At 64.8% G+C, this 22,196-nt stretch carries 15 protein-coding genes; 1 reads left to right on the plus strand and 14 read right to left on the minus strand.

Annotated features, from left to right (window positions below; genetic code table 11):
• Positions 1-65: 65 nt before the first annotated feature.
• The 9 genes from AAFG07_RS02620 to AAFG07_RS02660 form a co-directional block, all read right to left on the minus strand.
• Positions 66-1,061, minus strand: a complete 996-nt coding sequence (locus AAFG07_RS02620; RefSeq protein WP_342725885.1) for a dipeptide ABC transporter ATP-binding protein — start codon at positions 1,059-1,061, stop codon at positions 66-68.
• Positions 1,058-2,071: an ABC transporter ATP-binding protein gene (locus AAFG07_RS02625; RefSeq protein WP_342725886.1), complete on the minus strand. Its 1,014-nt coding sequence runs from the start codon at positions 2,069-2,071 to the stop codon at positions 1,058-1,060. The genes AAFG07_RS02620 and AAFG07_RS02625 overlap by 4 nt, the downstream gene beginning before the upstream one ends.
• Positions 2,071-2,964 (minus strand): ABC transporter permease, encoded by an 894-nt coding sequence (locus AAFG07_RS02630; protein ID WP_342725887.1) that lies wholly within the window; start codon positions 2,962-2,964, stop codon positions 2,071-2,073. The genes AAFG07_RS02625 and AAFG07_RS02630 overlap by 1 nt, the downstream gene beginning before the upstream one ends.
• Before the next feature lie 61 nt (positions 2,965-3,025).
• Positions 3,026-3,973, minus strand: a complete 948-nt coding sequence (locus AAFG07_RS02635) for an ABC transporter permease (protein WP_342725888.1) — start codon at positions 3,971-3,973, stop codon at positions 3,026-3,028.
• A gap of 227 nt (positions 3,974-4,200) precedes the next feature.
• Positions 4,201-5,796, minus strand: coding sequence for an ABC transporter substrate-binding protein (locus AAFG07_RS02640; protein ID WP_342725889.1), 1,596 nt, complete (start codon positions 5,794-5,796; stop codon positions 4,201-4,203).
• Positions 5,797-6,222: 426 nt separating this feature from the next.
• Positions 6,223-7,110, minus strand: a complete 888-nt coding sequence (locus AAFG07_RS02645) for a TauD/TfdA family dioxygenase (protein ID WP_342725890.1) — start codon at positions 7,108-7,110, stop codon at positions 6,223-6,225.
• A 79-nt stretch (positions 7,111-7,189) separates the two neighbouring features.
• A complete protein-coding gene (locus AAFG07_RS02650) occupies positions 7,190-7,888 on the minus strand; it encodes a DUF2270 domain-containing protein (RefSeq protein WP_342725891.1) in 699 nt (232 codons plus the stop codon).
• Positions 7,889-8,010: 122 nt separating this feature from the next.
• Positions 8,011-9,561, minus strand: coding sequence for an AMP-binding protein (locus AAFG07_RS02655; protein WP_342725892.1), 1,551 nt, complete (start codon positions 9,559-9,561; stop codon positions 8,011-8,013).
• A gap of 29 nt (positions 9,562-9,590) precedes the next feature.
• Positions 9,591-10,745, minus strand: coding sequence for an iron-containing alcohol dehydrogenase (locus tag AAFG07_RS02660; RefSeq protein WP_342725893.1), 1,155 nt, complete (start codon positions 10,743-10,745; stop codon positions 9,591-9,593).
• 617 nt (positions 10,746-11,362) lie between these two features.
• Between AAFG07_RS02660 and AAFG07_RS02665 the strand changes: the two genes are divergently transcribed.
• Complete coding sequence (locus AAFG07_RS02665) at positions 11,363-11,665, plus strand: hypothetical protein (RefSeq protein ID WP_342725894.1); 303 nt, start codon at positions 11,363-11,365, stop codon at positions 11,663-11,665.
• 3 nt (positions 11,666-11,668) lie between these two features.
• Here AAFG07_RS02665 and AAFG07_RS02670 read toward each other — a convergent pair whose 3' ends face one another.
• From AAFG07_RS02670 to AAFG07_RS02690, 5 genes are all read right to left on the minus strand, one after another.
• Complete coding sequence (locus AAFG07_RS02670; protein ID WP_342725895.1) at positions 11,669-12,211, minus strand: GNAT family N-acetyltransferase; 543 nt, start codon at positions 12,209-12,211, stop codon at positions 11,669-11,671.
• Positions 12,212-12,218: 7 nt separating this feature from the next.
• Positions 12,219-12,752 carry a tail fiber protein gene (locus AAFG07_RS02675; protein ID WP_342725896.1) on the minus strand — a complete coding sequence of 178 codons (534 nt, stop codon included), beginning with the start codon at positions 12,750-12,752 and terminating at the stop codon, positions 12,219-12,221.
• Between the two features lie 12 nt (positions 12,753-12,764).
• Positions 12,765-13,289, minus strand: a complete 525-nt coding sequence (locus AAFG07_RS02680; RefSeq protein WP_342725897.1) for a tail fiber protein — start codon at positions 13,287-13,289, stop codon at positions 12,765-12,767.
• Positions 13,290-13,301: 12 nt separating this feature from the next.
• A complete protein-coding gene (locus AAFG07_RS02685; RefSeq protein ID WP_342725898.1) occupies positions 13,302-13,802 on the minus strand; it encodes a tail fiber protein in 501 nt (166 codons plus the stop codon).
• A 328-nt stretch (positions 13,803-14,130) separates the two neighbouring features.
• Positions 14,131-22,158: a cadherin domain-containing protein gene (locus AAFG07_RS02690; RefSeq protein WP_342725899.1), complete on the minus strand. Its 8,028-nt coding sequence runs from the start codon at positions 22,156-22,158 to the stop codon at positions 14,131-14,133.
• Positions 22,159-22,196: the final 38 nt, after the last annotated feature.

The raw sequence follows: 22,196 nt of genomic DNA on the forward strand, positions 1-22,196 counted from the left end.
GCAGCGTCGCTCAACATCGAGCGGTCGTGGTTATGGGTCCCTGCTTTCGCAGGGACGACATCGAGTTACTGATCAATCCGCCCCGTCCCGTCATTCAGCCAGCAGGCGACCTGATGCGCGGTGCCGGCCGCCAGCAGCGGCGGGCGTTCGGTCTTGCAGCGATCCATCGCGTAGCGGCAGCGGGTGTGGAAGGCACAGCCCGAGGGCGGGTTGATCGGGCTCGGCACGTCGCCGTCGATCATCGGCGCCAGCCGCCTGGCCTTGGGGTTGGCGATCGGCACCGAGGCGAGCAGTGCCTGGGTGTAGGGATGCCGCGGATTGGCAAACAGCTCGTGCTTGTCGGCGATCTCGACAATGCGGCCGAGATACATTACGGCGACGCGGTGGCTGATATGGGCGACGACCGCGAGGTCGTGCGCGATGAACAGGTAGGAGAAGTTCTGCTTGCGCTGCAGGTCGATCAACAGATTGATCACCTGCGCCTGGATCGAGACGTCGAGCGCGGAAACCGGCTCGTCGCAGACGATCAGCCGCGGGCCGAGCGACAGCGCACGCGCGATGCAAATGCGCTGACGCTGTCCGCCGGAGAACTGATGCGGAAAGTTCTTCATCTGGTCGGGCCGGAGACCGACCTGCTGGAACAGTTCCGCGACGCGCTCCTGCTTCTTCGCGCCGGTCGCGAGCCCATGCACGATCAGGGGCTCACCGACGATATCGCCGGCCGTCATGCGTGGATTGAGCGAGGCGAACGGGTCCTGGAACACGATCTGCATCGAGCGACGGTACGGCCGCAGTGCACTCTTGCTGAGCGGTGCGATGTCCTCGCCATCCAGCTTGATGGCGCCGCTGGTCGGCTCGACCAGCCGCAGCACGGTGCGCGCCACCGTCGACTTGCCGCAGCCGGATTCGCCGACCAGCCCGAGCGTCTCGCCGGCGCCGAGCGAAAAGCTGACGCCGTCGACCGCATGCACGGTGCCGACCTGCCGGCGCAGCACGCCGCCGCGCACGGCGTAGTGCTTGACGAGATCGGTCACCTCGAGGAGCGGGCGTTGCTCGGTCATGGCGCCTCCGCCATCTCGCCGGCGCGCCAGCACGCCGCCCAGTGATCGCTTTTGACCTCGTTGAGCGGCGGATACTCCTTGAGGCAACGGTCGATCGCGAACTTGCAGCGCGGCGCGAAGGCGCAGCCGGGCGGCAGATTGGTCAGCGACGGCACCATGCCGGGAATTTCGGTCAGTCGCGCATCGGTCTTCGCGCCGAGCGCGATCACCGCCGGCATCGAGGCCATCAGCCCGCGCGTATAGGGATGCAGCGGCGTCTCGAACAGCGACTCGACCGTCGCCTCTTCGACCTTCTTGCCGGCATACATCACGATCACGCGCTGCGCGGTCTGCGCGACGACGCCGAGATCGTGGGTGATCAGGATCAGCCCGGTGCCGAGCCGCTGCTGCAAATCGACGATCAGCGCAAGGATCTGCGCCTGGATGGTGACGTCGAGCGCGGTGGTCGGCTCGTCCGCGATCAGGAGCGCCGGCCGGCACGCCAGTGCCATCGCGATCATGGCGCGCTGGCGCATGCCGCCGGAGAGCTGATGCGGATATTCCTGCGCACGGCGCTCCGGCTCTGGAATCCGCACCAGCCGCAGCATGTCGACCGCCTGCGCCCACGCTTCCTTGCTGCTCATCTTCCGATGCAGGCGCACCGCCTCGGTGATCTGGTCGCCGATCCGCATCACCGGATTGAGCGAGGTCATCGGCTCCTGGAAGATCATCGAGATGCGGTTGCCCCTGATGGCGCGCATCGCGGCATCGTCGAGCTTTAGCAGGTCGGTGCCTTCGAGCGTCACCGAGCCGCCGACGATGCGGCCGGGCGGATCGGGCACCAGGCGCATGATCGAGAGCGCGCTGACGCTCTTGCCGCAGCCGGATTCGCCGACGATCGCGAGCGTCTCGCCGCGGCGGACCGAGAACGAGACGTCGTCGACCGCGCGGAACAGGCCGGAGTTGGTGAAGAACACCGTCTCCAGGTTCTTCACGTCGAGAACCGTCTCTGCCGGGGGTGCCTCGCTCATCAGCCGCGCTGCCTCGGATCGAGGATGTCGCGCAGCGCGTCGCCGAACAGGTTGGTGCCGAACACCGCGAGACTGATCGCGATACCAGGGAAGATCACCAGCCACGGCGCGGTACGGACATATTCAGCGGCGGATTCCGACAGCATGCGGCCCCAGGACGGATACGGCTCGGGAATGCCGAGGCCGAGGAACGACAGCGACGCCTCGGTCAGGATGGTCGAGCCGAGCTGCGCGGTGGCCAGCACGATCAGCGGCGCCATCGTGTTCGGCAGCACGTGGCGCAGCGCGATGCGCGTCTCGCTCATGCCGATCGATTTGGCGGCCTCCACGAACGGTTGCTCGCGCAGCGCCAGCGTGTTGGCGCGGATTACGCGGGCAACCGTCGGGATCAGGGGAATCGCGATCGCAAGGATCACGTTCGGCAGCGACGGGCCGAGCGCCGCGGTCATGACAAGCGCGAGCACCAGCAGCGGCAGCGATTGCAGGATGTCGGTCACGCGCTGGAACACGAGGTCGACCCAGCCGGAGAGATAGCCTGAGGTGAGACCCACAATGACGCCGAGCGTGGCGCCAAGCGTCGTTGAGCCGATGCCGACCGCAAGCGAGATCCGCGCGCCATGGACGATACGGCTCCAGACGTCGCGGCCGAACGAATCGGTGCCGAACCAGTGCAGCATGGAGGGCGCGGCCAGCCGGTGCGCGGAATCGACGGTGAGCGGATCGTAGCGGCTGATCAGGTCGGCAAAGATCGCGGTCAGCAGGAACAGCAGCATGATGATCAGGCCGATGGTGCCGAGCACATGGCGCTGCGCGAGGAACGCGAACCGCCCCCAGCCGCTGGTGGCGTTGGCCCCGGCGCGTCGCAGTTCGCTGTCGAAATTGATCGTCGCCATCGGGCCTCTTTAGTTGAGCATGATCTTATCGGAAAACCGGTTCCCACTTTTCCGGATCATGCTAGTCCCCAAACCGGATACGTGGGTCGATGGCCGCATAGAGCATGTCGACGATAAAATTCACGACCACGACGACGACCGCGATGAACATCACGAGGTTCTGCACGATCGGGTAGTCGCGCCAGCGCAGCGCCTCGACCAGGAAGCGCGCGATGCCGGGGATGTTGAACACAGTCTCCGTCACGATAAGGCCGCCGATCAGGAATGCGGCCTCGATGCCGATCACGGTGATGACCGGCAGCACGGCGTTCTTCAGCGCGTGGTGGTAGTTCACCGAGGCTTCGGAGGCGCCCTTGGCGCGCGCGGTGCGGATGTAGTCCTGGCGCAGGATCTCCAGCATCGAGGAGCGGGTGATGCGCATGGTCAGCGCCGCGCTGCGGAAGCCGACCGCCATCGCCGGCACCGCATAGATGGTCAGCGCCTCGAGCCAGGTCTTCGGGTTCGGATTGAAGATCGGCATGGTGCCGAACAGCGAGACCGAGGCCATCAGGATCAAGAGGCCGAGCCAGAATGACGGCAGCGACAGGCCGCTGAGGCTGACGACGCGCAGCGCATAGTCGAGCTTCGATCCCTGATGCACGGCGCTGATGACGCCGAGCGGGATGCCGATCGAGGCGGAGAACAGCAGCGCCAATGCCGCAAGCCGCGCGGTGATCGGAATCCGCGGCAGGATCTCCTCCAGCGCCGGCTTCTCGGAGACATAGGAATAGCCGAGGTCGCCGTGCAGCAGGCCGCCGATCCAGTGCAGATACTGGATCACGATCGGCTGGCTGAGGCCGAGCTCGCGCTCGAGATTGGCCTTGTCGGCGGGATCGACGAACCCTGCGGCGTCGAACAGGATGTCAACGATGTTGCCCGGAACGACGCGCAGCAGCACGAAGATGATGACCGAGATCCCGAACAGGGTCACGAGCATCAGGAACAGCCGCCGCACGATATAGGCAAACACCCTGGCTTTCTCCCTTCGCCGATGTGCTACGGAACGATGCTTGCGATGAGTTGCATAGGCGAGGTCTTCACCTCTCCCCAGCGGGGAGAGGTCGGCGCGAAGCGCCGGGTGAGGGGGCACAGGTCCCACGATAGGGCATGACCCCTCACCCGCGCCTTCGGCGCGACCTCTCCCGATGGGAGAGGTGAAGTTCTGGGTACGCCAGCGCTCATCCGATCTGTACCTTCTTACTTGTCCAGCCAGACGTCTTCGTAGCGATAGCCGTTATAGGAGCTGTTGGACATGATCGTGACATTCTTCACGTAAGGCTTCCAGCAGGTGCCGGTCCGGGCATGGAAGATGATCGGGCGCGCGACGTCTTCCTGCAGCTTCTTGTCGATCTCCCAGACCAGCTTCTTGCGCTTGGCGAGGTTGGTCTCCTCGGACTGCTGGTCGAACAGCTTCTCGATGTCCTTGTTGCAATAGTTGGTGTAGTTGCGTTCCGAGCCGCAGGCATAGTTTTCGTAGAAGGACTGATCGGGCTCATCGACGGCGTTGCCGGTGAGGTTGAGGCCGAGCGAATAGTCCTTGCGTGCGACCTTCGGGAACCACTGCGCGGTATCGACAACGTCGAGTTCGGCGTCGATGTAGATGCTCTTGATCTGGTCGATCAGGATGATCGCGGGATCGCGGTAGACCGCGATGTTGCGGGTCGACACCTTGATCTGCAGGTGCTTGTCCGGGCCATAACCTGCTTTCTGCATCAGCTTGCGGGCTTCCTCGCGGTTCTTCTCGATGTCGGGACCGTAGCCGGGAATCTGCTCCAGCATCTCCTTCGGCATCGCCCACAGGCCGTCGGGTGCCGGCTCCATGGTGCCGCCGATGTCGCCCTGGCCCTCGAACATGATCTGGATGAACGCCTTGCGGTCCAACGCCAGCGCCAGCGCGCGGCGGATGTCGAGATTGTCGAACGGCGGTCCGCTCGAATTGATGATGATGTTGGTGGAGACGTTGTTCGGTTCCACCACACAGACCGCATTAGGGTCCTGCGACTTGACGTCCTTGAGCAGCGGGATCGAGACCTCGGTCGGGAACGTCATGTCGAACTTGCCCGAGACGAATCCGAGGATCGCCGTCGAGCGGTTGGTGATAATGGTGAACTCGATGCCGTCGAGATAGGGCAGGCCCTTCTTGAAGTAGTCAGGGTTCTTGGTGAGCTTGATCGATTCGTTGGCCTTGAACTCGACGAACTTGAACGGGCCGGTACCAACAGGCTTGGTGCGCATCTCCGCCGGCGACACATGGCAGGGATAGACCGGCGAATAGCCCGAGGCGAGCAGCGACAAGAGCGCGGGCTGCGGCCGCTTCAGCTTGAACGATGCTTCATAGTCACCGTTGGTGGTGACCTCGTCGACCTGGTCGTACCAGGACTTGCGCGGGTTCTGCCGGAACTTCTGCTGCGACTTGCCCATCAGCATGTCGAAAGTGCATTTGACGTCAGCCGCGGTGAACGGCTTGCCGTCATGCCACTTCACGTCCTTGCGCAGCTTGAAGGTCAGCGTCTTGTTGTCGCCGCTCCAGGCCCAGCTCTCCGCAAGCTCGGGCCGGATCGTGCTGGCGCTGTTCTGCGCGATGTGCTGATCGAAGATGACGAGATTGTTGAAGATCGGCATGAACGGAATGTTCACCGAATAGGTCGCGCCCTCATGGATCGAGGCGCTGCCGGGGCTGTCGCGGTGATAGATCCTGAAGATGCCGCCGGATTTCGGCTCGGCTGCGCGCGAAACGTCGCTGATGGTCAGCACAGACAACACCGCGACGGCCAGCGCTTGCACGCTCCGCATGGTCCCCTCCACGAATTTCGGTCTCAATGGCCGATTGGCATCGACGATACCACGGTGAGGCTGTCGGGCAACCAGCGAGGGCGGTGCGGGGATTGGCAATTCGGATGACGTGGCAGCATTAAGATTTCCACGGACGGGGAATAATGACCGTGATTGCACGGAACTCAGTCTGTTTTGCTATGAAGCTACGAATCTTCGTTCGAATTCGATTGCTGGCGTCGATGCGTGCGATGTACGACCTTCGGCAATCAGCGACAGTTTGTCGCCGATATGATCGCGGTTCTGCTCCGTCATCCTGAGATGCGAGCCTTGCGGCGCAATTGCGCCGCTGGGCGAGCCTCGAAGGATGCACGGCCACCTGTCGGGCCGTCCATCCTTCGAGACGCGCTTCGCGCTCCTCAGGATGACGGGGAGGGAGTATTCGCTTCACTCCGCCGCCTGCGTTGAGGGCGGCCGCATGTTCGCGACGCCGTCGGCCTCGGTTGCCGAGATCGTGGTGCGGATCATCAGGCGGCCCTCATGCGCCGGCCAGGGGCGGCCGCGATGCATGGTGGCGCGGTTGTCCCACATCACGACATCGCCCTGCTTCCATTGATGCAGATAGCTGACGCCGGGCGCGGTCGCAGCTTCGGTCAATTGCTCGATCAGCGTCTTGCCGGCATCGGCATCCATGCCCTCGACGCCAAAGGCATGGGAGGCGAGATACAGCGCGCCGCGGCCATTGACGGGATTGCGCCAGACCATGCGCCAGCACACCGGCGGCAGCGCATCGACCTCCTCAGTCGTTGCGAGCCCAGTGGCGACCTTGCTGCGCGAATGCGCGTAGGAGTGCCAGGCGAACGAGTTCTCCAGCCGCGTCGCCACATCCTTGTCGAGCCGCTCGAAGGCCAGCCGCATCGAGACATACTCGGTCTCGCCGCCATGTTCGGGGATGATGCGCGCGGACAGGATCGAGGTCAGCGCCGGTACGCGCTTGAAGGAGGAGTCGGTGTGCCAGAGCTGGTTGGCCTTGGCGCGCAGCTGCTGCCGATGGTCAGACGGAACCACCTTGCCGTCGGGGCCGAAGGTCGAGAGGATCACGAAATGCGAGCCGGTGCCCATCGAGCCGACCTTGGTCGTCTCGGGCGGGCCGAAGCGGCGCGAGAAGGCGAGCTGGATGTCGTCGCTGACCTCCTGGCCGCGGAACACCAGCACCGAATGTTCCTCGAACGCCGCGCGCACCGCGGCATAGGCGGCATCGCTGGCGGCAACATCCGAAAGCGTGACGCCGCGCAGTTCGGCTCCGAATCCCTCGCGCAGTGGGATCACTTCCATCGGCAAATCCTCCCTGACTTTTCTTGTTGAGGCGAGGTTAGGGGAAAAGCCCGCCAGCGGCAACGCGGCTCGCGCCGCCTCACCCCATCGCGATCAGATTGTGCCGCGTGCGCCGGTCGGCGGCCTCCATGCGCTGCGTGACGAAGGCGAACAGCGCCCAGCTGGAATGGAAGGCGACGCCGGCCAGAACCACGATGGCTCCGGGGATCGGGCCGATCGAGGCGCGGTCCCAGATCTCGCTGATCGTGGTCAGCGGCAGCGGATGGATCGCCAGCTTGCCGTAATAGGCGATGGCCTGGATCGCGAAGATCCAGCCATAGGTTCGTCGTAGCCGCCGGCCGATCGCCCGGGCAAGGCTGATGTGATAGCTCGGGTGGCGGTAGTCGTTGGCGAGCAGCTCGGTCCAGGCCGAGCCCGGCGAGGGACCTTCGCCGCGGATCATCGGCGCGTAGAAATCGGTTTCGAGCAACCGCGCGCGGGCACGCCAGACGTTGAAGTAGCGATAGCGCCGCGCCTCGAACAGTAGGAAGACCGTGACCAGCAGCCCGACCAGCACCATCGGCAAAGGCGAGGCCTCCGCGCTGCTGTAGGTCGCCGACAGCGCGATGCCGGTCGTGACCACCGCCCAGTTGGTGGAGCTGTCCAGGCGGGTGCGCCAGACCGTGCTGCGGTAGACCTCGCCACGATAGAGATGGGCGAGCGCACCGATCTCGGCGGCGGTGAATTCGAGCCGTCCAGCCTGTACCGGCTCGGGCTCGCGCGGTTGGGGCGACGGCATGGCGGCCTCCGGCGAAGCGGGCTTGCGATCCCGGAGCATAGCGCGAAATCCGCGCGAGGAGCGAGTCTGTTACGCCGTGCGGCGTCCTTGGCTGCGACGGCCCGGCTCGCCGCATCGCCTGTTCACACGATCCGCGAGGTCTTGTTGCCCCAATAGCGATCGCGCAGCAGGCGCTTGTAGAGTTTTCCGGTCGGCAGCCGCGGCAGCTCGGCCTCGAAATCCACCGAGCGCGGCACCTTCTGGCGCGACAGCGAGCTTGCGCAGAACGCGATCAGCTCCTCGGCGAGATCAGGCCCCGGTGCGATGCCGTCGACCGGCTGCACCACCGCTTTCACCTCCTCGCCGAGATCGACATTGGGCACGCCGAACACTGCGGCGTCGGCGACCTTGGGATGGGTGATCAGGAGGTTCTCGCATTCCTGCGGGTAGATGTTCACGCCGCCGGAGATGATCATGAAGGTGGCGCGATCGGTCAGATAGAGGAAATTGTCGTCGTCGACATAGCCGACGTCGCCGACCGTGCTCATGCTGCCGTCCGCCGAGCGGGCCTCGCTGGTCTTGGCCGGATCGTTGAAATACTCGAACGGCGTTGCGGTCTTGAACCACACCGTGCCCGGTGTGCCCTTCGGACAGGGCTGCATGTTCTCGTCGAGGATATGCAGGTCGCCGAGCAGCACCTTGCCGACGGTGCCGCGATGCGCGAGCCATTCCTCGCTGTTGCAGGCGGTGAAGCCGAGGCCCTCGGTCGCACCGTAATATTCGTGGATGATCGGGCCCCACCATTTGATCATGTCGTCCTTGACCAGCGCCGGGCAGGGCGCCGCGGCATGGATCGCGATCTCGAGCGTCGACAGATCGTAGCGGGCGCGAACCTCCTCGGGCAGTTTCAGCAGGCGCGAGAACATCGTCGGCACCAGTTGGCTGTGAGTGATGCCCCATTTTTCGACGAGCTGGAGATAGCGCTCCGGATCGAAGCTCTCCATGATGACGACGGTGCCGCCCATCCGGATGGTGAGATTGACCGCGGCCTGCGGCGCCGAGTGATAGAGCGGTGCCGGCGACAGATAGACCATGCCCTCGCGGTAGTGCCAGAGCTTGGTCAGGAAATCGAACAGCGGCAGGTTTTGCGACGGCGGCTGCTCGGGCAGCGGCCGCACGATGCCCTTCGGCCGGCCGGTCGTGCCGGAGGAATAGAGCATCGCGGTGCCCGCATATTCGTCCGCGATCGGCGTCGCCGGCAGCCCCGCGGTCGCCTGTTGCAGTCCGACGATGCGATCGCTCTCGCTGTCGCCGTCGACCACGATGCAGAGCTCGACCTGCGGGCACTCCTTCAGCGCCTCGCGCGCGATGTCGAGCTTCAGCTTCGAGGTGATCAGGATCCGCGACTGGCTGTTGGTCAGGATGTAGGCGAGCTCACTGGGCGTGAGGTAGGAATTGACGCAGGTGAAGTAGAGGCCGGACCGTTCACCGGCGCCGCAGGCCTCGAGGTAGCGGTTGTTGTTCTCCATGAAGATCGAATAGTGATCGAGCCGCTTCATGCCGCGGTTGCGGAACAGATGCGCGAGACGGTTGTTGCGCGCCTCGAGCTCGCGATAGGTGACGATCTCGCCGGTCCCGGCCATGATGAAGGCCGGTTGCAGCGGGCGCAGGTAAGCATGCTTGCCGGTGTACATCGAAGCTCAGATCTCCCCTCAGTGTTGTTTTAAGCGGCCATCACCAGAATCTCGCGGACCTGGGATGGACCGTCGATCTTGCGCGGGTTGCGCGGCACCCAGGGCGTGCGCATCGCACCCGCCGCGATGCGGTCGAAATGCTCGGGTCCGACGTGGACCTCTTGCAAACTGCGCGGCATGCCGAGGTCGCGGATGAAGCGGTCGAGCACGTCGCCGGCGTCCGCGCCCGGATGTCCCATCGCGGCCGCGACCAGCGCCTGCCGGTCGGCATTGTCGCGTTTGTTCCAGCGCATCACCGCCGGCAGCATTACGCATGAGGTGTAGCCGTGCGGCACGTCGAACTCGGCGCCGAGCACGTAGCCGATGCCGTGGCTCGCGCCCATCGGCACGCCGGAGGCGAGCGGGCCGGTCGAGAGCCAGGTGCCGATCTGGCAATCCATCCGCGCCGATATGTCGTTCGGATCGGCCTTCACCCGCGGCAGGCCCTGCGCCAGCATCTCCAGCCCCTTCAAGGCTTGCGCATCGCCGTAGGGATGCGCCTCGCGCGAGCAGATGCCCTCGACGCAATGATCGACGGCGCGGATGCCGGTCGACAGGAACAGCCAGTTCGGCGTGTGCACCGACAGCTCCGGATCGAGGATGGTGGCGCGCGGCATCACCAGGGGATGGCGCAGCATCTCCTTCTGCCGCTTGGTTTCGTTGGTGACGCCTGCGATCGACGAGAACTCGCCGCCGGCGATCGTGGTCGGCACGCTGATCTGGCGCACGGTGGGGGGATTCATCTCGGGCGAGACGCCGCCACGGGTGCGGATCGTGTCGATGCCGTCGGATGTCGTGACGTTGTTGGCGAGGCAAAGCTGCACCGCCTTGGCGCCGTCGGTGATCGAACCGCCGCCGATGGTGACGATCAGATCGGCCTTCGCATCACGTGCCTGTTGCGTCGCCGCGATCACCGCGGCGCGCGGCGTATGCGCCGGCATCTGGTCGAAGGTGCCGACACAGCGGGCGCCGAGCTTCTCGCGGACTTTTTCGATCTCGTCGGTCTCGCGGTTCAGCGTACCCGACACCATCAGGAAGGCGCGCTGGGCGCCAAGCCGGTCCAGTTGCTCGACGACGGCCTCACGGGCGGGCCGCCCGAACACGACCTCGTCCATGGCGCCGAATACGACACGGCCTCGATGCACGCGGCTGTCCTCCCTCAAGATAGCCCGCCTTGCTGGCGGCCCTTTGCGGGGAGGTTAGCGGAGGAAATCGGGGCCGTCATCAGGGGTCTGGGTTGCACGTTCAGAGGCTCCGCGTTCACCGCAGTCGTCCCGGCGAAGGCCGGGACCTATAACCACCGGGCTCGGTGGTGAACGGGATCGCGGCTCCAGCGTCGCGCAGCAATCGAAATCTGGGGTAATGGGTCCTGGCCTTCGCCAGGACGACACCGAGGATGCTGCGCGGCTTGCGAGTCATACATCCGCATCCTCGCGGCGCCACGCGTCCGAGTCTTGCGTTTACTTGCCTTCCTCTTGAGCAGAGGGCGCAGGGAAATCCGGGTGCGCTTGGGGGCTCCGCTCCATCCACCCGTCATTCCGGGCGGCCCGCAGGGCCGAGCCCGGAATCCATTGAGCCGCCGAACAAGTGGATGAATGGATTCCGGGTTCTCGCTTCGCGAGCCCCGGAATGACGGTCGACAACAGGTACTCACCGAAATGACAGCGGCGAGCGCTTCAGATCGAAGAAAAGATGCCCGGCAGAAATCTTGACGGCGACATCGCGGCGTGTGTTACACCTCGAAAGCAACAGGGACGTGCGCATGACATCCACCGTCGATCTGGCGAAACTGCATATTGACGACTTCAGGCCGCATCAGGGCGCGGAGTTCGAGATGCAGACCGCGGAAGGCGCAGTGGCGCTGAAACTCGCCAAGGTCGAGCCCGCGGGCAACAGCGGCCGGCCGAGGGGCGCGTTCTCGCTGTTGTTCGCGGGGCCGAAGGGGGCGTGGTTGCCGCAGGCGATCTATCCAGTGCGGCATCCGGCGCTGGGCGTGATCGAGATCTTCCTGGTGCCGATCGGCCCGCTCGGAGACGGCAACGGCTATCAGGCGATCTTCACCTGACGCTCATGCGGCGCGGGGGCCGGGCCTGATCCAGCGCATCAGGTCGTAGACGCCCTTGTCTTCCTCGGTGACGAAACCGAGCCGGCGGTAGAGCCGCATCGCCGGATTGAACTTCTCGACATGGATCGAGACGTCCTTGCCGGCATCAGCCGCCTCGTCCATTGCATCGCGCAGCAGCGCTTCGCCATATCCCTTGCCGCGATGTTCGGGAAGGAAGGCGATGTCGATGATGCGGTGCTGGCTCGGCCAGCGCTCGATATAGAACCGGCCGATGTTCTCGCCGCCATGCGTGATTACCAGCCAGTCGGTGTTCGGATAGTATTGCTGATAGTGCGCGTGCTGGGCGCGGAATTGCTGATCGAGGAAGGCGGCCTTGTCCGCCTCGCTCCACGGCACCGGCGCCAGCTCCTCGGCGCGCGTCGAGGCGTAGAGCCGGCCGAGGAACGGCAGATCAGCCTCCGCCTGCCGGCGAAAGCGGCAACCGGATTCGGCGGCGCGCGCCCAGCCGAACGCAGGACTGATGCTGTCCGACGTATCGAGAACCAAAGCGACCTCAGCTTCGTGGCGGGAATACGCCCTGCAGCGCGATGCAGAAATTCAAGGTGAGATACGGCTGCATGTTGTTGTGCGGCTGGTTGCCGCCGGTCATGCCGATCATGGCGGCGTTCATCTGGATCAACGTCGGCGCCGGGTTTCCGGGCACATAGGCGAAGGCACTCGCCGATTTGCCCAGGATGCGGGTCGGGCTGGGGACTTGGACGTCGGCCGTGTCCTGCGTATCGACATTCACGAGGTGGTTGTGAAGCGGTATCTGGGTTTGCAGCAGGGTGACCGAGGTCGAGCCGCCAGTCTCTCCGAGGTCATACAGCGACAGCCCGGGGCCCTGTCCAGGCGCCAGCGGCGCGTTGCCCTGCATGTTGGGCAGCTGGAAGTTCGACGTGCCGTTGCCGCCATAGGTGGTGCCAAGCAGCGAGAACAGCGCCGTATTCTGCGAGATCGGCAAGAGCTGACCGCTGCAGAAGGCCCAGCCCTTGGGCGCGAAGTTGAAGGGAAAGATGCGGATCTCGGCGACAAAGGGATCGGACATGCTGTCGCGCTCCTAGCTCTGGCTCGGGAAAATGCCGAACAGCGAAATGATGAAGCCGACGCAAAGCAGCGGCTGCAAATTGTTGTGCGGCTGGCTTCCGCCCGCGTTCGTCAGCATTCCGCTTGCCATCGGGCCATCGGGCGGCTGACCGTCGACGTACATGGCGATCGTGCCGGACACCTGATCAAGGATATTTCCTTGCGGGTTCGCCCCGGTGCCGGTCTGCGTCGAGGCGATGAAGGCGTGCGAATGCTGCGGGATCGTCTGTACCGTGAGCGTTACGTTTTCGACGCCGCCATTCTGGCCGATGACATAGCTCGTCCCGCTACTGGCGGTGCCCATGTGGAGCGGCAGGCGGCCGCGCAGATCGGGGACTGCGAAGGTGGATTGGCCATCGCCGCCATAGGTGGTGCCGATCAGATTGAACAGCGTGTCGTACTGGGAAATCGCCAGTAGGCTGCCGTCACAGAAATTCCATCCCGCCGGGGCAAAGTTGCCGCCGAACATACGGATTTCGCCTACAAAAGGTTGTGACATCGGCGCTTCTCATCAGTTCGGCGAGGGGAAAACGCCCTGAAGGGCAATGCTGAAATTGATCGTCAGGAACGGCTGCATGTTCTGATGGGCCTGGCTGCCGCCGACATTGCCCACGGTCGCGGGATTGAGCGTCGTGATGTTGGTCATCGACGTGCTGTAGCCGTTGTTGAAGGCACCGAGATAGCTGCCCGCATCGATCGGCGTGGTGCCGTTGCTGTTGGTGGCGTTTGCCAAATGATTGTGCTGCGCCATCTCGCTGATCGTGAGCGTATGGCCCTCCTCGCCGGCCCGTTGGCCAAGCGCGTAGCCCGCGCCCATACTGATCGGCACCCGGCCGCGGAGGTCGGGCAGGCCAAACGTGACGCGCCCGTCCCCGCCATAGGTCGTGCCCAGCAACGAGAACAGCGCCTGGTTCTGATTGATCGGCATCAACTGGCCGTTGCAGAGCGCCCAGCCCTTCGGAGCAAAGTTGAACGACATCATGCGGATTTCGGAAAGATATGGATCGGCCATAGGTCCTCCGCGAATACGTCGTAAGATTTGCAATAAATACGAGACAATGATGCCGCGTCGACAACCTGTGCACGATAGCGTGTTTTTTATGAAGTGCAACCTAAACGATTGTGCCGTGTTGGCAATTCTTTTTCAATCGCCGGTTGAGCGTGGCATCGGCGAGCCGCGATCGCTGGCTGCGGAGCTCACGTCAAGAAACGGACGTCCGCAAGCGCTTCCTGCGCGACGGTCGGAGTTCTCCGCTGCGGGCAATTCGGATTCGATTGCGCCGAGCGAACAACGCCTGCCGAAGCGATCCGGCTGGCGTTGTGGTTGATGCGGTACCCGTTCAGACGATCAGGTCATGATGGACCAGGGTATGGGTGTGATCGTCGGTCGGCGTGCCGCCCATGGCGGCGAACGCCGCCTCGTGGCCGACCCACCATGAGGGCGCGGCATTGGAATGCCCGCTGAACAGATTGGACAAGGTCTGGCTGTGCGTGGCCAGGTCCGCATGGCTTGTGTTGGACTGCGACTGCGTCGGCGTGAACGACGAGAAATCGAAGCCGTTGGTCGCCTGCTGATTCGAGGATGTGTCGCTTTGCATGGGCATCGCCTTCTGCGATCCCACGTTGGCTTGAACGACATCTGCGGCAGTCGGGAGCCGGCGCTCGCCATCGGCGAGATCGATATACATCAGGTCGTTGGCATCGGATGACGACGTCAAATCGGGGAGACCGAGCACGTGTCCCAACTCGTGGACCACCGCGGTCAGCAGATCGAGATGACCCGCTGCTGCCGTCGACGGATCCGTCTGCAGGCTGGTGCCGGAAGCATTGAGCGCGTGCGTGAACTCAAAATTGTCCGACGGTGTCGGATCGACGAACCAGCCGTGGCCGGCGGCATCGGTATCGATCGTGATGTGGCCGGCGCTTTCCAGGCCGACGATTTGGCCGGCGAGGTCGGCGACGCTGAAAGTGACGGCATGCAGCGCGGCGAGTTGATCCGAGTCGGCGCCTGCCTTCGCCCATTGGGTAATGGCCGCCGAGACGACCGAGTCGAGCTCGCCTTGTGTCAGGTGGGTTTCACCCGGGGTCGCGACAGCGGCCTGCACGCCGCCGTCTGCGGCGAGCATTGGCGATGCGCCGAACCCGTTGGTGCTGGCCGCCACGACGCTGATTGTCGGCGCCGTGGTGACCGTATTGTGCGCCAGCACATAGGCCGCAATCGCGGCGGTATCGGTCGCGCCGCCGCCATAGGACGAACCATCGCCCGCATGCAGACCGACGGTGGTGTTGTCGCGATCGCGCAGCCGGATATCGGTGCCGCCACCCGAGCCCGAACCCAGGAACTGATTTTCCTGGGCGCCGGTGCCGCCCAGCGTCAGCGAGACGCTCTGCGCGTCGCCCGCAACCGTACCGGCGTTGAGCTCAAAGCCATGATTGCCGAATGTGCCGGGGTTGGACGCCGTGTTGCCCATGACGATCGCGGTCAATCGTGCGTTGCCGCCGTCGACCGCATCACCGGTCTGCAACAGGATGCCGTCGCCGTTGCCATATTGAAAGAGATGGTTGTTGGTGATCGTGACGCTGGAATTGGCGCCGCCGTCGGTGATGAAGCCGATGTCGGAGCCCTGGACGGAACCGCTGTTGGCGATAGCCGCCACGCCGATGGTGTTGGAATCGATCGTGCCGGTAAACGAACCCGCGCCCGATCCGGTGCTGATGCCGAGCGCCGTGCCGAGCGCATCGCGCATGGTATTGTTCGCGATGTCGAAGGTCAGGTTGGCGTGATCGCCGGCTCCGCCGGAGCTGATGGTGATGCCGCCGCCGCCCGAGACGATGTTCTGGTTGTTGTTCGAGAAGCTGTTGCCAAGTCCGGCGGTCGCGCCGCCCAGCACGAGATCCGAGCTGACACCGCCGTGCAGATCGAGCTGGAACAGGTCACCGCGCGCCGACGTGAACGTCGAGCTTTGAACCGTCGCGTTGAACGTTCCGTCGGTGGCCTGGAACACCAGTGCATCGCCCGACGAGTTGCTGGCCACCGAATTGGTGGCGAAGGTCGAGCCGGTGATGGTGATGCGGTTGAGCGTCTGACCACTGTTGTTGAAGACGTGGAACGCATCGAGCGCCGCGCCCGTGAAGGTCGAGTTCGTCACCGTCGCCGCGCCCGACAGGCCGGTGAAGTAGACGTCGCCTTCGCCGATGCCGCCGACATTGTCGCCGTTGGTGCCGGTCACCGTGGTATTGCCGAGGGCAAAGCCGGTGACGTTGGTGCCGACGATGCCGTAGTTCTGGAAGTCGTGCATCGTCAGATAGGAGAGCTCAACGTCCTTGGTGTTGTTGAGGTAGACGCCGCTGCCTTGCGTGGTGCTGGCGTCGGCGCCGGTCTTGCTGGCGATGGTGCCGCCGCTGCCCGCCGTCGAGCCGTCGCCGGTGACATGCAGGCCGCCATTGCCGGCGGCCGTGCCGGTGTTCGACAGAATGATGCCGTTGTTGGACCCGCCGCTCGAGGTGATGCTCTTGAGGATGAGGTTGGCTGAGCCGATCTGGGTGTTCTCGACATCGAGCGCGGTGCCGGTGCCTGATGTGATGGAGTTGGCGCTGCCGGTCAGCGTGATGGTGCCGCCATGGGTGAAGCTCAAGCCGGTGCCGCTGGCGGTCTTGACCGTGATGTCGGACATCGTGACGGTGCCGACATTGTTGCCGTCGTCGCTGATGCCGATGCCGGTCGAGGCCGAGGTGTCGATGCTGACGCCGGTGATGGTGTGACCCGTGGTGCCGAGCAGGTCGATGCCGTTGTCGGCGCCGGTGACATGGATGACCGGATCGGTGCCGGAGCCGACATTCGCGGTCACCGTGGCGTTGGTCACCGGATTGGTGAACGTCAGGGTATGGCTGCCGCCGATCAGGTTGACGCCGCTGGCGAGGTTGATGCCGTTGGCTTCGCTGTAGGTGCCGGTGCCGTGCTCGAGCACGACATAGTCGCCGGAGCCGGCCGGATTCGCCGCGTTGAAGGCCGCGATCGAGGTGTAGGGATCGTGCTGGGTACCGAGGTTGAGGCTGGTGCCTGTCGTCGAGTTGTCGATGTAGAACACCTGCGGCACGACGCCGACATGGAAGGTCTGCGCGCCGGAGGTTTGCGCGCCGGGTGTACCGGTGTTGCCGTTGTCGTTGACGTTGAGCGTGACGGTATCCGAGCCGGTGAAGCCGTCGTCGCTGTTGTAGGTCAGCGTCGCCAGCCCGGTATTGACCTGCGCGATGGTGCCGGTGAGCGTGACGGTGTGGCTGGCGTTGTTGGTGAAGCTCGCGAGCCCCGTGGTGTCGAAGCTCAGGGCGGCGTGGCCTGAGCTGATCGTCGCCGTGACGTTCCCGCTGCTGGCGTCGACGTCGGCGACCGACAGGCCGGAGATCGTAAGATTGGTGTGCGAGAAGGCAGTGCCGATCGAATTGTCCGCCGGCACCGTTGCGGTGGGCGCATCGTTGACGGCGGTCACGCTTCCCGTCGTCGATGCCGTCCCGGTGTTGTTGCCGCCATTCGCGGTGCCGCCGTCATCGTGCACGGTCAGGGTATAGGAACGCGCGGTGGTATCGGGGTTTTCGCTGGTGTTGTTGAACTGGATCAGGTCGAGCGCCGCATTGTAGTGCGCCAGCGTGTCGGTGCCGGTGAAGCTGATCGTTTCGGTGCCGGCGGTGCTGCTGATGTCGAAGTGGATGCCGCCGATGTCGCCGCTCGCGCCGGCGTGCCCCGCGATCGAAAGCGCGTCCGACGGCTTCAGGTCGTTCAGCACGAAGGTCGCATCGGTCAGGTTGTTGCCTTCGGCGTCAGTGATTGTCAGGTTTGGCGTGATCGTGACCGGCGTCGAGTTGGCCGCCGGCGTGCCGTTCGGCGGTTCGGTGAATCCGGCGATGGCGCCGAAGCTGATCACCGGCGCGTCGTTGACCGGCGTGACATGGATGGTCGAGGTCGAGGTGTTGCTGTCCAGCGAGCCGTCATTGACCGTAAAGCTGACGGTACGATCCGCCTCGGACGGATTGTCGCTGGTGTTGAAATAGGTGATGGAGTCGAGGGCGGCCTTGTAGTTCGCGACGCTGGAGGAGCCGGTCAAGGTCAAAACGCCGGTCAGAGCGTTGTACGATCCGACGATGCCGTTCTGGGGGTTGAAGCCGAGCACATCCTGGCCGGCGGCGAAGCCGCCGGTAATGGCAACCGTAGCGCTGGCCATGTTGGCGCTGTCGACGTCGGACACGTTGACCGACGTGTCGATCGCGGTCGCGGCCTGGTTCTCGATGTAGTTCAGCGTGCCGCCGGCTGACGTGACCGGCGGATCGTTGACCGGCGTGACGTTGATGGTGTCGGTGACTGCCGTGGAATTCGCGGCGCCGTCATTGGCTGTTATCGTGACGGTGCGCGCGAGGCCCGATGGGTTGTCGCTGGTGTTGAAATAGGTCACCGAGGCCAGCGCGGCCTGGTAGTTGGCGACCGTGTCGGTGCCGGTCAACGTCAGTTTGCCGGTCGCGGCATCAAACGTGCCGGTGATGTTGCCGATGGTGGTGAAGCCCAGGACATCCTGGCCGTTGGCATAGTTGCCGGTGATCTGCATCGTCGCGCCGGCCAGCGTGGTGTTGTCGACGTCGGTTACCGTGATCGCCGGATCGAACGCCGTCGCGACCTGATTCTCGGTGTAGTTCAGCGTGTGGCCGGCGGTGACGACGGCCGGGTCGTTGACCGGAGTGACGTTGATGGTGTCGGTGACCGGCGTGCTGTCGAGCGTGCCGTCATTGGCTGTGATCGTGACGGTGCGCGCCAGCCCGGACGGATTGTCGCTGGTGTTGAAATAGGTCACCGACGCGAGCGCGGCCTGATAGTTGGCGACACTGGAGGTGCCGGTCAGCGTCAGCGTACCCGTTGCGGCGTCGAACGATCCGCTGATGCCGTTCTGGGTGACAAAGCCGAGGACGTCCTCGCCGACGACGTAGTTGCCGGTGATCTGAACCGTCGCGGACGCCAGATTGGCGTCGTCGCCGTCGGTCACGGTGATCGTCGAATCGATCACAGTCGCGGCCTGGTTTTCCGTGTAGCCAAGGGTGTGGCCGGCGGTGACGACCGGTGCCTGGTCGATGACGACGGCGATGGTAAAGGTCTGCTGGCTGTGCAGCGTGCCGTCGGAGGAATCGACCGTGATGTCGTAGGACGGATCGGCGGCGTGGATCTTGGTGGGATCGGCGACCATGACCTTGCCGGTGGCCGCATTGATGGTGAAGGCGCCGCCGGAGGTGTCGCCGACCAGCGAATAGGTCACGGCCGGGCCGTTGACGTCGGTCGAGGATGCCGTCACGCCGGCTCCCGAGCCGACCGGAGCGCCGACCGCGACGCGGTTGATGGCGCCGTCGCTGTCGACCGGGGTCGATGGCGCGACGTCGGTAACGGCGATGGTGAAGGTCTGCGAGCTCGCCAGCGTACCGTCGCTCGCCTGGGCGGTGACGGTGTAGGCGTGCCCGGCCGCGCTTTCGTAATCGATCTTGGTCGAGTCCGCGACGCTGATGACGCCCGTTGTCGCGTTGATGGTGAAGCCGCCGCCGGAGGTGTCGCCGATCAGCGAATAGGTCACGGCCGGGCCGTTGACGTCGACCGACGATGCGGTGATGCCGACGGTCGAGCCGTTGGCCGCGCCTTCGGTGATCGAGTTGGGATTGGCGTCGGCATCGACCGGGGTCGACGGCGGAGCGTCGGCGACAGCGATGGTGAAGGTCTGCGAGCTCGTGAGCGTGCCGTCGCTGGCTTGCGCGGTCACCGCGTAGGAATGGGTCGGGCCGCTGCTCTCGTAGTCGATCTTGGTGGGATCGGCGACGGTGACGACACCCGTTGTCGCGTTGATGGTGAAGCCGCCGCCCGAGGTGTCGCCGACCAGCGAATAGGTGACGGCCGGGCCATTGACGTCGGTCGACGACGCGGTGACGCCAACCGTGCTGCCGGCGGCGGCGCCTTCGACGACACTGTTGGCGGCGGCATTGCTATCGACCGGAATCGACGGCGCAGCGTCGCTGACTGCGATGGTGAAGGTCTGTGAACTCGCCAGCGTACCGTCGCTCGCCTGTGCGGTGATGGTGTAGCTGTGACCCGCGCCGCTGCTCTCATAGTCGATCTTGGTGGGATCGGCGACGGTGACGACGCCGGTCGCGGCGTTGATGGTGAAGCCGCCACCCGAGGTGTCGCCGACCAGCGAATAGGTCACGGCCGGGCCGTTGACGTCGATCGCCGACGCGGTGATGCCGACCGTGCTGCCGGCGGCGGCGCCTTCGACGACGCTGTTGGCGCCGACGTCGCTGTCGACCGGGGTCGATGGCGCAACGTCCGTGACGGCGATGGTGAAGCTCTGCGTGCTGGTGCCGCCCAGGCCGTCGCTAGCCTGCGCGGTGATGGTGTAGCTGTGAGCCGCGCCGCTGGTTTCGTAATCGATCTTGGTGCCGTCGGCGACGGTAACGACACCCGTCGTCGCATCGATGGTGAAGCCGCCGCCGGAGGTGTCGCCGACCAGCGAATAGGTGACCGGCGGGCCGTTGACGTCGATCGCCGACGCGGTGACGCCGACGGTCGAGCCGTTGGCCGCGCCTTCGGCGATCGCATTGGGGTTGGCGTCGGCGTCGACCGGGGCCGACGGCGGGGCGTTGGTGACGCCGATGGTGAAGGTCTGCGAACTCGCGAGCGTGCCGTCGCTGGCGGTCGCCGTCACGGTGTAGGCGTGGCCGGGCGCGCTTTCATAGTTGATCTTGGTCGGGTCGGCGACGGTGACGATGCCGGTTGCCGGATCGATCGCGAAGCCGCCGCCGGAGGTATCGCCGGTCAGCGAATAGGTCACGGCCGGGCCGTTGATGTCGACCGCATGCGCGGTGATGCCGACCGCGGTGCCGGCGGTTGCGCCTTCGACCACGGTGTTGGCTGCAGCGTTGCTGTCGACCGGGGTCGACGGCGCCACGTCGGTGACGTTGATGGTGAAACTCTGGGTGCTGGTCAGCGTGCCGTCACTGGCCTGCGCGGTGATGGTGTAGGCGTGGCCGGGGGCGGTTTCGAAATCGATCTTGGTCGGATCGGCGACGGTGACGATGCCGGTCGCGGCGTCGATGGTGAAGCCGTGCGCATCGCCGACCAGCGAATAGGTCACGGTGCCGCCATTGATGTCGGTGGCGTGGGCGGTGATCCCGACCGCGGTACCGATGGCCGCGCCTTCGACCACCGAATTGGCCGTGACGTCGGTATCGGTGGGCGCCGACGGCGGTGCGTCGGTGACGCCGATGGTGAAGGTCTGGGTCGACGAGGTCGCGCCGGCGGTCGCGTGCACGGTGATGGTGTAGGCGTGGCCGGGCGCGCTCTCGTAGTCGAGCTTGGTCGGATCGGCGACGGTGACGACGCCGGTATTGGGATCGATCTTGAAGCCGCCGCCGGAGGTGTCGCCGGTCAGCGAGTAGGTGCTTGCCGGGCCGTTCGGATCGACCGCGGACGCCGTGATGCCGACCAGCGTGTTGACGGCGGCGCCTTCGACGACGCTGTTGGCGGCGGGATTGGTGTCGACCGGCGTAGAGACCGGAACGTCGTTGACGTTGATCGTGAAGCTCTGCGAGCTGAAGCCGCCGTGGCCGTCGCTGGCCTGCACGGTGATGGTGTAGGCGTGGCCCGGCGCGGTCTCGAAGTCGAGTTTGGTGGAATCGGCGACGGTGACGACGCCGGTGTTGGGATCGATCTTGAAGCCGCCGCCGGACGTATCGCCGGTCAGCGAATAGGTGACGCCGGGGCCGTTGACATCGGCCGACGATGCGGTGATGCCGACCAGGGTATTGACGGCGGCGCCCTCGTTGACGGCGTTGGCGGCGGCGTTGCTGTCGACCGGTGTCGATGGCGGCGCATTGCTGACCGCAATCACGAAACTCTGCGACGACGCGAAGATGCCGTCGGTCGCTTGCACATTGACGACGTAGCTGCCGCCGGAGCTCTCGAAGTCGACCTTGGTGGGATCGGCGACCGAGATCACGCCGGTGTTCGGATCGACCTTGAAGCCGCCGTAGGAGGAATCTGATGTCAGCGAATAGGTGACCGGAAGGCCGAGCAGGCTGCTCGACTGCGCAGTGATGCCGACCGAGGTGTTGGCTGCCGCGCCTTCAACGACCGTGTTGGTGCTGGAATTGGCATCGGTCGGCGGCGCCAGGAAGCCCTGGATCGGCGGCCAGAGCGTGCCGGGAGGGCAGCCGAGGTAGAGATATTGCAGACCATACGTGTCGGCGAACGCCTGCGCGGCCGGATCAAGAATGATATGTCCGGTCGGATCGAGGTGAAGTTCGGGGCGCGTTAAACCACCGATTGAATAAGCAGGTATGGTCGTCATGCGCACTCCTGCGACCGGCGTGGAAGCCGATCAATATT

It is taken from the genome of Bradyrhizobium sp. B097 (assembly GCF_038957035.1).
Classification (GTDB): domain Bacteria; phylum Pseudomonadota; class Alphaproteobacteria; order Rhizobiales; family Xanthobacteraceae; genus Bradyrhizobium.